This is a genomic window from Altererythrobacter sp. BO-6, assembly GCF_011047315.1.
Taxonomy (GTDB): Bacteria; Pseudomonadota; Alphaproteobacteria; order Sphingomonadales; family Sphingomonadaceae; genus Erythrobacter.
The window spans coordinates 1,821,213-1,834,104 of sequence record NZ_CP049259.1; the positions used below are offsets into that span (position 1 = coordinate 1,821,213).

A 12,892-nucleotide genomic window follows, 5' to 3' on the forward strand; every position below is an offset into this window, starting at 1 on the left:
ATTGAGCCGGCCCGCCTGTTCCGGGTCGATCGACAAGCGATAGCGGCCCGGCAACACCCGTTCGAAGAAGTAATACCCATCCACTTCGGTGCGCACCATTCCGGCAAGTTTGCCATTCTCATCGGTCAGCGTCAGGCGCACGCCCGACACTTCCTTGCTGCCCGTATCGGAAACGAAACGCGCTACCCCTTCCACTTCGCTGACCGCCAGCACTGGATAGTCGAGCGCCTGCAAACGCCCGGCGCGCGGCACAACTTCTAGCCCCGGTTTCGCCGGCGCCAGGTTGATATCGGGCAGGCTGGTCGGGTCGATCTGGATCCCGACGCTGCGGCCCGTGCCAAGCCCTTGTACCCGGGCGATGCCGGATGCATCGGTCGTTGCGGTCTGGTTGAAAGCCACGAAATCGACGTCAGGCAGCAGCTTGTCGCTCGGGCCATAGGTGCCATCGCCGTCCAGGTCCTGGAAGGCGCGCAGGGCCGCCCCGCCTTGCGTCGCCATGCCCGGACGCGCCATGAACACGCGCTTGCTTAAGGGGTCGCGGCCCAGGCTGAATCCGAGCCGCAAACCAACGTAATAATTGTCGTTCGAGAAGGTGTAATTGCCATCCAGCGCCAGGCTGAAGCGCTCGAACTCGCGCACCGCCGAAGCCCCGAAGCCGGGGGACTTGCTGGTAAAGTCATAGCTGGCCGATCCGCGCAGCGAGGTTCGTTCATCAAGGGCATGATCGACTTGCAGACCTGCGGTGGTCAGCTTCGTGGTGGGGGAAAGCTGGTAACCGAGCGAGAGGCGCGCCCGCGTATCGGAACTGCCGAGCGTCGTCAGGTCGAAATTGCCAAACAGCCGCGCGTTCGCTTCGAAATCGGGCGATTGCGTGCGCGCATAGTCGAGCGTGTTGGACAGCAGCAGGCCTGAGGAGCGGGTTGAAGCGCGCAGCGAAGCCTGCAGCGTGTCGCGCCCGTCGACCCCGGTATAGTTGCGCAGCCGCGCGCTCAGGGGGAACGACCAGGCCGGATACCTCATTGCCCAACTTGAGCGTGGTGTTGAAATCCACTTCGGTCGCGCGGCGCAGGTATTGCAGGCCGATGAACTTGGTCTCGTCCGGGAACAGGCCGCTGTATTCGGTGTGGCTCAGCGTTACCGCCGAAGCCCCGAAGCGCCCGCCGATCCCGCCAGCCAACGCTGTAGCGCCGCCATCGGCAATGCCTACGTCGCCTTTCACGGCCAGGCCGCTGATGCCGGTGCGGATCCCCGCGGAGGTGACCCAGCGGTCTCCTTCGCGCTCGAACCAGGCGCCGCTCAGCAAGGCGGTGAGACCTTCGCTCACCCCGTAAGCCAACTGGCCGCCCGCGCGCCATTCGCCATATTCGCGCGGCGGGATGAAATCGGGCGGGGTCACGCCCAGCAGATTGCGCTCACGCTGCGCCGCGCCAAAATTATAGACCAGCTTGCCCTTGGCGACGCGCCCGTCGCCCACGCTGATCCGGCGCACGCTTTCGCTGCGCTGGCCCTGCGGCCCGTAGAACACCAGCCGAAACACGTTGAGCCCGAAATCCACCGGCACCTGCAGGAATTCATACTGGCCATTCACTGCTTCTCGGGTCGAACCGATCAGCACCTCGTTGCGGTAGAGCTCGACTTCGTATCCGGTCGGCAGGATGCCGCGCAGGTCGACCCGGTCGAACACCGAGGTCAGCTGCGATTCGGCATTGGTAACGTTGAAGCCGCGCCCGGAGACACTGCGCAGGCCAAGCGGCATGCTCTCGGTCGACACGTCGCCAAACGAGAAGGCCGTGGCCTTGAGTGGGCCGAGCAATTCACCATCGGGGTCGACCCGCCCCAGTTCGAGCAGCGAGGCAGTGAGGCCGTTCTTGGTCTCACCGCTCAGGAAGGCTACGGCGGTGAGATATCCCAGGTCGCCAGCGAGTCGCAGGTCCCCTTCGATGCGCGGGCCGTTGCCGCTATCGGACACCGCGCGCAGCTCGACATCGGCGGCAGGCACGCTCACCGCTTCCCACGGCAGGTCAACGCGTTCGTACTCGCGGCCTTCGGGCCGTCCCTCGCGCGCTTCCAGCCGCTTGCGCTGCGCTTCGCGCTGCGCCCGCAATTCGAAGGGGAAGGGCTGCAGCGTGGTGATCAGCACCGCCATGGAGCGAAGATCGGCCTTGATCTCGATCGGCAGGAAGCGCGCGAACTGGTCGATATGGAGATACATCTCGCCTTCGAACGCCGCGACCAGCGACCGGTCGAGCTCAAGCTTGCGGCCTTCGAATTCCAGGATGCCCTGGCGCAGGTCGATCGACAGCACCCGGTCTTCTTCCAGCAGCCAGCCGTGGGCGTAATGCCCGTCATCGCTGACGGTCAGTGCCAGGTCGAGGATGCGCGCCATGGTGCCAAGCGGCAGGTACACTCCATCCGGCGTGCCATAGGCGATGATGGTGTCGCTGGCGTCGACACCCTTCACCTTCACTTCCAGGATCAGCTCGTCCTGCGGGCTGATCACTAGCGGTGCGCCGGAATGGGCGCGCTGTGGCGAGGCGGGCGCCAGAGCTTCGGCGTCTTCATAGAGCGGCTTGCCCGTGGCGAAATCCCAAACGCGGGCCTTCGGTGTTGCGGTTGGCTCAATCTTCTCTGCCGCAGTCGCAGGTGTTGCAGCGGGTGCCTCGGTTTGCGGCTCGCTTTCAACCTGTGGCGCGGCAGTCACCGGCTCGCTCGCTTGAGCCGTCGCAGCCGGATGTAGCGGCTTGCCGGTGGCAAAATCCCACACCCGCGCGCTGTCTTGCGGCGAGGATGATTGTGAAGCGTCGATTTCCTCGCTGGCTAATACTGTATCGACCACTTGCACAGTTTCGGAATGCGCAATTTCGCTTGTGTCGGTGTCAGCCGGGATCGGTTCTGCGGCCAGCTGGGGCTCGGGGGCGACCGCGATTTCCATCGGTGCGTCAACCTCGTCCGCTACCGCAGCCGATTCGGGTTGATCGACGAGCACCGGTTCGGGCGCAGGTTCCGCGCCCACCTCTGCAATCGCCGCTGGCGCCGCTTCGCCATTGTCGTTGGTTTCCAGCCCCTGATACGCCGGAGTAACGGGGCTGATCCGCACCCCGGTGGCAAAGTCCCACACCTTGACTGCCGAGCGATCCTCGCTTTGGTCGATTGGATCGCCGAACGGCACCGGAGGCGCTTCTTCGACCGCCACAGCGGCCTGAGCGATGACGGGCAGCGCCACGGCCGGAGCGGGGGATTCATCGGCTACAACGACAGGAGCGGGGCCGATCGCCACCGCGTCCAGTTCGCTTTCCGATTCCGGTTCCGCTCGCTCCGCGGCGATTTGTGCAACCGGCTCCGGCTCGTCCATTGCGATCGGGATGGACGGCGCGGCGACGGGCGCCTGAACGGGCGGCGGTGCAATCACGGGTTCGGCGCGCGGTTGTGGCTTCGGCTCAAGTACGGGCAAAGCCGGTACCACCGGAGCCGCCGGTTCCGGCAACACGGCTGGCGGCGCGGGTGCGGGCGGCTTTGTCTGCGCAGCGGGCGGCGCTATGACCGGCTCCACCACGGCGGCATCGTTCGCGGCCTTGGCCGGTCTGGCCAGGCCTGCGGGGGCTTTCGCATTCAGACCGAAAGCGGGCTTCGGGATCTCGGCCCGCTCAGGGGCTGGTTGCTTCTTTGCGCCCTGTTCATCTGGCGAGGGCATGGGCATGCGTTTGCTCTCGCTATCCTCCTGACGAGGAAGCGAGCACAGCGCGAGGGCAACCGCCCCCAGACTGACGGCGCTGATGTTCCGGATGAGTTTCCGGTTGCTCAAGGCACCACGAATTCTTGCGCGGCGAGCGTGGTGCCAGGCTCGAAGTCATCGTCGACGAATTCGATTTTCAGCCGGGCCCCCGATGCAACCAGCGCGGGGTCGATTTCGGGATTCACGGCAATCGCGACATCCCTGCTGTCGACCTCGGGATAGACGCCGATGCCCTTGGCAATCGCGACCGGTTCGCTCGATCCGCGGGCGGTGATCACCACATTGCCATAGGCGGAGCGGGTGCCTGCGCGGGTCAGGGTGAAAGCGATCGCTTTCGACCCATCGGCTTCGGTGATGACCGAAGGATTGATGATGCCGGTCTGCAGCGTGGTTGCGCCGATGCGGACGATCACCGGGATGGAGATGCCGAAGCGCGGCCGGATCGACACGGCGATGCTGTTCTCGTCGACTTGGCCAGAGGCATTTTCGATGGAAAATCCACCGGCGGCTTGCGGCACTGAGCTGACCACGAAATGCGACCGGTATTCCCCGTCCGGAACTTCGGCCGGTACACGTGCCATGACGCGGACCAGCTGGGATTCGCTGCCGCGCAGGGCCACCCGGCGCGGGGAATGGCGCAGCAGCCCGCTGGCGGTCTTGACCCGCGCCTTCATCGTTTCATCGGCAATATTGGCAAACTGCACCACGCGTCCGTCCGCCGTCATCGCCATGTCGACGATCTTGATCTCGTAATCGCCGTCATTGGTGGTCTTGTTGTAGAGGCCGATCGAAGCGATCTCGCGGCGCCCGTTGAGGACCACGCGTTTCGGGAACAGGTTCACGTCACCCATGCCGCCGACAGAACCCGCGGGCGGCGGAGGCGGGGCGGGCTGCGCCGTGTTTTGCGTTTCCTGGGCGGTGGAGCCCGATGGTGTGAAGGCAAGGACGCTGGCCAGCGCGCAGCTGGCGGCCATGATCGCGCCGGTGCGGGCGAGTGGCGTTCGGGATAGCGATATCATGTCAGGTGACCCCCGGTTTGTGTCACCTTGTTTATGATTTGTTATGGTTAATTACGGGTAAACACCTAGGCGTGCGGCAACAGGTCAGAGAAAGACGATTACGACGTCGAATTCGCCGCTGTAAGACCCGGCTTCCTGGTTGGCCCGAACATTGAGCGTTCCGCCGACATAGAGGTTAAACACGCCGTTTTGATTGGTGCGATTGAACTGGTTCTGCCCGTTGCCGCCACTGGTCGGGCGGGTGAAGGTTACGTTGTTCACTGTCATCGCGGTGCCGTTGGCGTTCGTGATGAGGAAGCTGGGCGATACCGTAGTCACGAACCGGCTGTTTCGCTCCCCGATGACAAGGAAACGCGCGGGCGCTCTGACACTGGGGAAAGCGGTCAGGTCAAGCGCGCTGGTGACCGCGCCGGTGTGCGATACCGTTACAGTGGAGTCGGCCGTCGGCGACGGGAGCGTGCCGAAGCGGAGATCGTCGATAGCTTCGACCTGCGGCGGCTGAACGACCAGCGCCCTGGCCGTGCCATTGATGGTCGTGGTCTCGCCTGGAGCAGCATGGCCGGCAACTGCCAGACACGCTGCGCCCAGTGCGAAAAGCCCCTTGAGCATTCTGATGGAGTTGGGATGCGCCATGGGGCAGGTCCTTATGCGGGGTGGCCGCGCGCCAGTTCAGGCTGGCGGCCACCCCGAAAGAAGGATCAGTCGTAGGTTGCAGTGACCGTGTAGGTGCCGCTGTAGCTACCGGCCACCTGGCCGGCGCCAACGGTCAGCTCACCCCCAACGGCGAAGACATCATTGCCGTCGCCGATGATGTCGCCGGCCGATTCGGCATCAAGGGTAGCGGTCATCGTCTCGGTGCCCCCAGCCCGTGTGAGCGTAACATCGGTGTCGATGTCGATCGTGTAAGCCTGGCCATCCTCACCGCTGACGGTGAATTCGTCCGCGCTCGGCGTTGTCGCACCAGCGACCAGGACGACGCCACTTGGGGTGGCGGTGCCGGTGTAGCCGATGGTCACCGTGCCTGACGCAGTGTCGTCGGGGGCGATGGTGCCGAAATTCAAGCCCGAACCGGTGTTGGTAATCGTGATCGGCGCAACGATCACTGCGGTTGCAGTGCCGGTGGCGTCGTCAGTATCGCCCGGCGCTGCGGCTGCCGGAAATGCGACGGCGGCCGCAAAGGCTGCCAGAACGATCTTTTTCATTACATAGTCTCCTGATGTCTTCTTCGCCCAGCTCTTGCCGGTGCAGACATAGGTATAACTACGTGGGCCTTAAAAATTGGTTCTTAGGGATAAATCCCTGTTTATCATGCTGTTAGGTGCGTTCCTAAATCGCCCTTAATCATAAGATACAACCACATCCAGTGTCGCCCGGTAGGTTCCGGCCGGTGTCCCACCCGGAATCTGCAGCGTGCCGCCGATTCGGAATCCGTCAGTCCCGTCGGGCCCTAGCAGGCCGCGAGCACTCTCCCCGCCCAGGCTTTCGGTGGCGACCGAAATTTGCGTTACGGCCAAAAGTGGCGCTGAGCCGCGGACGGCCTGTGCCGTCGCCTCGGATGGATGCTCGATCCGGTAATGCCGCCCGGGCGCGCCGGTTACTGCGAACTTTGCCGGCTGGGCCCGGCAGAATGCCGTGGCAGAGCAGCTGGCGGAAAGTGCACCTGAATAGGTGGCTGGCGAGGTCGAGGGAGGCACAGTGATCGATCCGCTGGCATTGGGCGCGACAGCGATCGTGCCGAATTCCAGCGGCTCAAGTGTCTCAAGCTTGAGCGGGGCAATCACCTCTGCGGTGGCGACACCGACCGCAGTGCCCTCGCTGCCTGGCGCGGCATGCAGGGGCGCGGCAAGCACGACGGCGGGGGCCGCCGTCAAATGGCGCCAACGCGCTGCAAGGCCCAAGAATGCCCTGATTGTTCCTGCCTCCACAATGGCCTGGGTCGACCATCAGGACGACGCGTGACATTGTCCAGACAGGTAGGCTCCGTAACTCTACCTATGTCCCAAATCAGCGCACCGATACGAGGACAGCGTTAACCGGGATGGGGATTGCCACCCGCGCGCCGCCAAAGCTGCGGTCGATGTCGAGCCGCCCGCCAACATTGAAGGTCCTGGAGCAAACCCGCTGCAGGCAGTTGGGCATCTCGATCCGGATGACCTGCCCTGCCTCGATCACGCCATATCCCGGCAGATCGGTCTGGTAACGGCTAAGCTGCGCCACCACGCCCCCGTTGTTAAACACGGGCGCAGCGGAGAAGACCAGCTCGATCACGAGATCCAACCGCTTGCGGCCATTGTTTCCGCGATCATACTGGACGGTAAAGCGCGCTGGCCCGGTGCCCGTATCGGACAGGGCAAAGATACCCGAGCTGGTGACCGCACCGGTTGGCGATACCTCGCGAAACCCGCGGGAAGGCACAGCGAAAGTGCCGAAACTCAGCTCTGACTGCGGGATGATTTGCACCTGCGCCGGTTCTGCCTGTGCCGCTGGCGCGGAAAGCAGGCCAAACCCGGCGAACGCGAGAACGGCTTTGGCACGGCGCCAGGGGCGAGGTTTTGGACGTGCGAAGGAGGGGGGTGACTCAAGATGTGCTGCGGCCCAAAAACCAAAGGAGTTGTGTAACCATAACGTCAGCGGAAAGCCTTGTCAGCAATCGCGGTTCGCACCTTTCAGACCCCGTAATAGTCGCGATACCAGGCCACGAACTGGGCAATGCCATCGCGAACGCCGGTTTGTGGCGCATAGCCGGTCAATTCGCGCAGCAAAGTGTTATCCGCCCAGGTTGCCGGGACATCGCCCTTCTGCATCGGAAGGTGATACTTGATGGCATCGCGCCCACAAGCCTCCTCGATCGCCTCGATGAAATCGAGCAGGCGGACTTTCTCGCCGTTGCCGATATTGACCACCCGCCACGGCGCGGCCGGAGACAGGCTGTCATGGGCGGAGATCTTGCCGCCCGAACCGGGCGCGGGGGGCGGCGCATCGAGCAAAAGCCTTATCCCGCGAACCAGGTCACTCACGTAAGTAAAGTCGCGGTACATTTCGCCATGGTTGAAGACATCGATCGGCGTGCCTTCGAGCACCTTTCTGGTGAAATCGAAATAGGCCATGTCCGGCCGCCCCCATGGCCCGTAGACGGTGAAGAAGCGGAACATTGTTGTCGGCAGTTGCCACAGATGGGCGTAGCTGTGCGCCATCGCTTCATTTGCCTTCTTGGTTGCCGCGTAGAAGGTCAGCGGCGTGTCGCAGGCGTCAGTTTCGGCAAAGGGCATCCGCGTATTGGCCCCATAGACCGAACTGGTCGACGCCATCAGCAGATGTTCGACGGCAAGCTCGCGCGCGACTTCCATTACATTGAAGGTGCCGACCAGATTGGCATCGAGATAGGCGCGAGGATGTTCGAGGCTGTAGCGCACGCCTGCTTGCGCGGCGAGATGCACGATCACGTCGGGCTTTGCGTCGAGCGCCAAGCCGCGCAGGCGGTCGAAGTCCTCAAGCATGCCCTCAACCGCTTCGAAGCGCGCATTTTCCCGCAGCAATGCATGGCGCCGACGCTTGAGCTCGACATCGTAATAGTCGGTCAGCCCGTCATAGCCGACCACCGTGAAGCCTTCGTCGAGCAAGAGCTGCGAGAGGTGGAAGCCGATGAAGCCCGCTGAACCTGTGACGAGAGCTTTGCGCATCAGGTTGCTTTAGCGGGCGAGTTAAGGCTTGGCGAGGCGTGTTGGCGGGCGGGCCCCACCACCCGAATTACTTTGCACCGATGCCGCGCACCATTACGCGCAGGGTCTTGAGCGCAATCAAAATATCGAGCCACAGCGAGAGGTTCTTTACGTAATAGAAGTCGAGCCGCAGCTTGGCATGGATATCATCCAGATCGGTAACATGGCCCTGGTTCACCTGCGACCAGCCGGTAATCCCGGGCCTGACGATATGCCGATAGCTGTAGAACGGGATTTCCCCTTCGTGCCATTCGGCCAGCTGGATTGCATCGGGCCGCGGGCCGATCCAGCTCATTTCGCCGACCAGCACGTTCCATGCCTGCGGCAGTTCGTCGAGCCGGGTCTTGCGCAGGAAGCGGCCGACACGCGTGATCCGCACGTCGTTTTCCTTGGTCATCGCGTCTTCGCGGCGAGCCGCCGCGTCATCGGCTACGACCCGATCGTGCATTGTGCGCAGCTTGACCATGCGAAAGGTCTCGCCGCGAAAGCCGATCCGCTGCTGGAAATAAAACGCTGATCCAGGTGAATCGAGCTTTACTGCCAAAGCAAGAACGCCGATCACCGGCGCGAGTATCGGTGCCAACAGCAGCACGCTCGCCACATCGAACATGCGCTTCGCATAGCGATAGGGCAGGTTGGGAATCAGCGAGCCCAGCTCGTTCTCGCGCAAATGGTTGATCCGCACTTCGCCGGTGAGCGATTCCTCGATCAGGCGATAGTGATAAACCGGAATGCCCTTGAGTGCGGCCTTGGCCAGTAATCGCTCCCACTCCGCGGGATGATCGTGATGCAGATCGGCGACGATCGATCCGGTAATCCCGTCCCGCTCGATCAGGCCTTCGAGTTGCTCGACCGATTCCGCTTCGACAAATCCTTGCTGGCCGAGGATCTGGCCGATCGAGCCACCGGGTATGGTGTAATGCCTGAGCGCGGGATTGGCATGGCGGATACGCGTGGTAACCAGGTAGCTGATCCCGAGTGTCGCCAGCGAACAGGCGAAGAAAAGCGTATAGGAGAATTCGGTGCGCAAGACGCTGTTGCCAGCGAGGATTGCCCCGAACGCGAACAGATTGACCGGCAGGACATAGGATAGCAGCCGCGCCCTCGCGTAGGTGCGCAATCGCCCCAGCGTATACCAGCAAACCAGGTTTGCGGCGATTGCTTGGCCCAAAGTGAACTGCACATTCGGTTCGGTCAGCGGAACGCCCCGCCAAAGCGCCCAGAGTGCTGCCGGCAGCAAGATCCCGGAAAAAATATAGAAAGCGATCTGCTCGGTCACGCTCATTAGTGGCGCAGACTTGGCAGTCGCAAGGGAAACCGGCGGGCGATTCATGGGAATTCCGGATTTTGACTTTCGAGCAATTGGAGAAAGACTGACCGGCAATTAGGCGCGCTTCCGGACAATCGCAAGAATTCGCGGCTCAAGAGTTCCTGACCGACAGCTAGGCAAGGCAGGCTGTCGGATTCCGACAAAATCAAAAGCCATTAGGATGGTGAGTTAGTTGGGCGAAACAGTGTCCTTGATACGCCTGCCATCGCCAGAACAAAGCCAATTGCAAAGACGTCTGCAATCCAGTCTGCAAGGCTCGGCTCGCGCCCGATGGCGGGCAAGGATTGCAGAAACTCGATTGCGGCGCCGAGCAATGCCATGGCGCCCATCAAATACCAGGCGGATGCGCGCGGATAGGCGATGCGCGCCAGCAAGGTCAGAACAGCAAAAGCCGCCATATGGACCAGCTTGTCGGACGGGTCGCCCGGAAGCCTCGGGGGCTGAGGCAGGCAGGCCATGACAACCGCGAACGCAATGGCGGCGTAGAGCGCAAGCCGCCACAAACGCGCCCAGGGCAGCGTTTCCTTGTCGAGTTGTGATGCCATCAGCTCGCCAGCCTGAGATCGCCACGCGACACCAGCACCCGCGTCTGCTTGCCCATGATATCGAGCAGGACCCATGCGCGTTGATCGGGCCCAAGCTTGACGATGCGCCCCCAGAAATCGGCCAGTGGACCATTAGCGATGCGAATCTCGTCGCCTTCCGCCATTTCGGTTAGCGGCCCCATGCACCCATCGTCGTCGCAATGGCGCTGCAGCTCTTCGACAATCTCCGACGGCACAGGGGCCGGGCTTGGGCCAAAACTGACAAGACGCGAAACGCCAAGAGTTGAAGCGATCTCGCGCCAAGGCGCGGCGCCATCACCCACCTGGACAAATAGGTAGCCCGGAAAGAACGGGCGGGTCGCGCTGATGAACTTGCCGCCCCGCGCCCTCGTTATGCGTTCAAGCGGGCAGAACACATGGAATCCCTGCCGCTCGAGGTTGCGCTGCGCAATCGCTACCGAATTTGGTTTGACCTGGGCCAGGTACCATAAATCTGTAGTTTGAGAGAGGTCCATCGGGGAGGGCGTTCGTCCTTCTGTCGCTTCCCAGTGGCGGCAATATTGCTGCACCGCAAGTAGATTGGTCGCAAAAAACACTCGGCAAGGCTTGCCAGCTTTTCCAATTCACCAAGCGCCGCGACTGGCGGCCCCAAAGTTATTTCCGGCTTCGAGATTTTCTCTTGATCGACGCCAACATCATGCTAGCGCTCAAAATTGAACGATGCAACTTTCGAGGCGCATCCTGTCCGACAACCAGATCCCCGGGGCTGCGCGCTGCAGGCCTCGTGCGGTAGCCTGCCTGAAGTCCTAGCGCCCGTGGCTTCTGCCGGCAGCAAACGCAAGGAAGATACGCGCTTTCGCATTCTGCGCTTGCTTGAGGACAACCCGACCATGTCGCAGCGCGAACTCGCCGAAGCGGTGGGCATAAGTGTCGGTAGCGCACATTATTTGCTGAACGCGCTGATCCAACGCGGAATGGTGAAGTTGGGCAATTTCAGTGCATCGGAGGACAAGCGGCGCTATGCCTATGTCCTGACGCCCAAAGGGCTGGCAGAGAAAGCGGCCATCACCGGCAGGTTCTTGGCGCGAAAGCTGGAAGAGTATGAAGCACTGAAAGCCGAGATCGAAGCGTTGCGTGAAGAGGTTGGGAATTCCGGTATGGAGCAGCGCCAAGGCGCCAATACCGAGGCACCGTCAAGCAGAGTGAGGGCAGGCCGATGAAAATTGCCATGGTGGGCTCCGGCTATGTCGGTCTGGTATCGGGCGCGTGCTTCGCCGATTTCGGACATGACGTCGTGTGCATCGACAAGGATCAGTCGAAGATCGACCGGCTTCATCAGGAAATCATGCCGATCTATGAGCCGGGACTTGACGCCCTCGTTGACAGCAACGTCAAGGCCGGCAGGCTGAGCTTTACGACAGACCTGGCTGATGGGATCAGCGGGGCACAGGCGATCTTTATTGCCGTCGGCACGCCAAGTCGCCGGGGCGATGGCCACGCGGACCTGTCCTATGTTTACGCGGTCGCACAGGAAATCGGCGACAGCCTTGGCCATGATGCCGTTGTCGTTACCAAGTCCACGGTACCGGTTGGTACCGGAGACGAGGTCGAGCGGATTATCCGCAGCAGCGGCACGCCGCATCGGGTTTCGGTTGTTTCGAACCCGGAATTCCTGCGCGAAGGTGCCGCAATCGGCGATTTCAAGCGCCCGGACCGGATCGTGATCGGGGCCGAGGACGACTTCGGTCGCGAAGTGATGAGCGAGGTCTATCGCCCGCTGTTTCTCAACGAGAGCCCGATCCTGTTCGTCAACCGGCGCTCTTCGGAGCTGATCAAATACGCTGCCAACGCCTTCCTCGCGACCAAGATCACCTTCATCAACGAGATGGCCGATCTCTGTGAAAAAGTCGGCGCTGATGTCCAGGACGTCAGCCGCGGGATCGGGATGGACGGCCGCATCGGCGCGAAATTCCTGCATGCCGGGCCGGGCTATGGCGGCTCGTGCTTTCCCAAGGATACCCTTGCCCTGCTCAAGACGGCTGAGGATTACGACAGCCCCACCCGCATCGTGGAGGCGGTGGTTAAGGTCAACGAAAGCCGCAAACGGGCGATGGGCCGCAAGGTGATCGACGCGCTCGGCGGGGCCATGGTTGCGCGCGGGAGAAAGGTCGCGCTGCTCGGCCTGACTTTCAAGCCCAATACGGACGACATGCGGGATTCGCCGTCGATCGCGATCGCGCAGGCGCTGGCCGATGCCGGCGTTCAAATGGCGGCCTATGATCCGGAAGGGATGGAGCAGGCACGCCCGCTGATGCCCAAGGTGGAAATGTGCGAGAGCCCCTATGCCGCGATCGAAGGTGCTGACGCGGTGGTGATTGTTACCGAGTGGGACGCCTTCCGCGCGCTTGACCTCGACCGGGTGAGGTCGCTGGTCAAAGCCCCGCTGCTGGTGGACCTGCGCAACATCTACAATCCCGATGATGTACGCGCCAAAGGTTTCACTTACGAAAGCGTGGGGCGGGCATAGGCCTGGAACGCAAGGGCAC

The 12,892-nt window shown here is 62.4% G+C and carries 12 protein-coding genes; 2 read left to right on the top strand and 10 right to left on the bottom strand.

Annotated elements, in window-relative coordinates:
* Positions 1-712 precede the first annotated feature (712 nt).
* From G6N82_RS08920 to G6N82_RS08965, 10 genes are all read right to left on the bottom strand, one after another.
* Entirely contained in the window at positions 713-3,691 is a 2,979-nt protein-coding gene (locus G6N82_RS08920) for a hypothetical protein (RefSeq protein ID WP_206520144.1), read from the bottom strand.
* Between the two features lie 107 nt (positions 3,692-3,798).
* On the bottom strand, positions 3,799-4,752 hold the full coding sequence (locus G6N82_RS08925) for a hypothetical protein (protein ID WP_165195709.1): 954 nt from the start codon (positions 4,750-4,752) through the stop codon (positions 3,799-3,801).
* 84 nt (positions 4,753-4,836) lie between these two features.
* The gene (locus tag G6N82_RS08930) at positions 4,837-5,385 is read right to left on the bottom strand and encodes a DUF4402 domain-containing protein (protein WP_165195711.1); all 549 of its coding nucleotides are present in this window, start codon (positions 5,383-5,385) and stop codon (positions 4,837-4,839) included.
* Between the two features lie 65 nt (positions 5,386-5,450).
* The gene (locus G6N82_RS08935; protein ID WP_165195713.1) at positions 5,451-5,954 is read right to left on the bottom strand and encodes a DUF4402 domain-containing protein; all 504 of its coding nucleotides are present in this window, start codon (positions 5,952-5,954) and stop codon (positions 5,451-5,453) included.
* A 135-nt stretch (positions 5,955-6,089) separates the two neighbouring features.
* Positions 6,090-6,623 carry a DUF4402 domain-containing protein gene (locus G6N82_RS08940; protein ID WP_165195715.1) on the bottom strand — a complete coding sequence of 178 codons (534 nt, stop codon included), beginning with the start codon at positions 6,621-6,623 and terminating at the stop codon, positions 6,090-6,092.
* A 133-nt stretch (positions 6,624-6,756) separates the two neighbouring features.
* On the bottom strand, positions 6,757-7,212 hold the full coding sequence (locus G6N82_RS08945) for a DUF4402 domain-containing protein (RefSeq protein ID WP_165195717.1): 456 nt from the start codon (positions 7,210-7,212) through the stop codon (positions 6,757-6,759).
* A gap of 206 nt (positions 7,213-7,418) precedes the next feature.
* A complete protein-coding gene (locus G6N82_RS08950) occupies positions 7,419-8,432 on the bottom strand; it encodes an NAD-dependent epimerase/dehydratase family protein (RefSeq protein ID WP_165195719.1) in 1,014 nt (337 codons plus the stop codon).
* A gap of 67 nt (positions 8,433-8,499) precedes the next feature.
* Positions 8,500-9,756 carry a sugar transferase gene (locus tag G6N82_RS08955; RefSeq protein WP_206520145.1) on the bottom strand — a complete coding sequence of 419 codons (1,257 nt, stop codon included), beginning with the start codon at positions 9,754-9,756 and terminating at the stop codon, positions 8,500-8,502.
* A gap of 200 nt (positions 9,757-9,956) precedes the next feature.
* Positions 9,957-10,346 carry a hypothetical protein gene (locus tag G6N82_RS08960; RefSeq protein WP_165195723.1) on the bottom strand — a complete coding sequence of 130 codons (390 nt, stop codon included), beginning with the start codon at positions 10,344-10,346 and terminating at the stop codon, positions 9,957-9,959.
* Entirely contained in the window at positions 10,346-10,861 is a 516-nt protein-coding gene (locus G6N82_RS08965) for a transcriptional activator RfaH (RefSeq protein ID WP_165195725.1), read from the bottom strand. Before G6N82_RS08965 ends, G6N82_RS08960 begins: the two co-directional genes overlap by 1 nt.
* A gap of 198 nt (positions 10,862-11,059) precedes the next feature.
* Between G6N82_RS08965 and G6N82_RS08970 the strand changes: the two genes are divergently transcribed.
* Both G6N82_RS08970 and G6N82_RS08975 read left to right on the top strand, forming a co-directional pair.
* A complete protein-coding gene (locus G6N82_RS08970; protein WP_241255057.1) occupies positions 11,060-11,566 on the top strand; it encodes a MarR family EPS-associated transcriptional regulator in 507 nt (168 codons plus the stop codon).
* On the top strand, positions 11,563-12,873 hold the full coding sequence (locus G6N82_RS08975) for a UDP-glucose/GDP-mannose dehydrogenase family protein (protein ID WP_165195727.1): 1,311 nt from the start codon (positions 11,563-11,565) through the stop codon (positions 12,871-12,873). The genes G6N82_RS08970 and G6N82_RS08975 overlap by 4 nt, the downstream gene beginning before the upstream one ends.
* Positions 12,874-12,892 lie beyond the last annotated feature (19 nt).

Excerpts from the sequence above, each read along its gene's own strand:
- G6N82_RS08925 (WP_165195709.1), bottom strand. The coding sequence starts at position 4,752 with ATGATATCGCTATCCCGAACGCCACTCGCCCGCACCGGCGCGATCATG.
- G6N82_RS08960 (WP_165195723.1), bottom strand. The coding sequence starts at position 10,346 with ATGGCATCACAACTCGACAAGGAAACGCTGCCCTGGGCGCGTTTGTGG.
- G6N82_RS08935 (WP_165195713.1), bottom strand. The coding sequence starts at position 5,954 with ATGAAAAAGATCGTTCTGGCAGCCTTTGCGGCCGCCGTCGCATTTCCG.
- G6N82_RS08950 (WP_165195719.1), bottom strand. The coding sequence starts at position 8,432 with ATGCGCAAAGCTCTCGTCACAGGTTCAGCGGGCTTCATCGGCTTCCAC.
- G6N82_RS08930 (WP_165195711.1), bottom strand. The coding sequence starts at position 5,385 with ATGGCGCATCCCAACTCCATCAGAATGCTCAAGGGGCTTTTCGCACTG.
- G6N82_RS08975 (WP_165195727.1), top strand. The coding sequence starts at position 11,563 with ATGAAAATTGCCATGGTGGGCTCCGGCTATGTCGGTCTGGTATCGGGC.
- G6N82_RS08965 (WP_165195725.1), bottom strand. The coding sequence starts at position 10,861 with ATGGACCTCTCTCAAACTACAGATTTATGGTACCTGGCCCAGGTCAAA.
- G6N82_RS08955 (WP_206520145.1), bottom strand. The coding sequence starts at position 9,756 with ATGAGCGTGACCGAGCAGATCGCTTTCTATATTTTTTCCGGGATCTTG.
- G6N82_RS08920 (WP_206520144.1), bottom strand. The coding sequence starts at position 3,691 with ATGCCCTCGCCAGATGAACAGGGCGCAAAGAAGCAACCAGCCCCTGAG.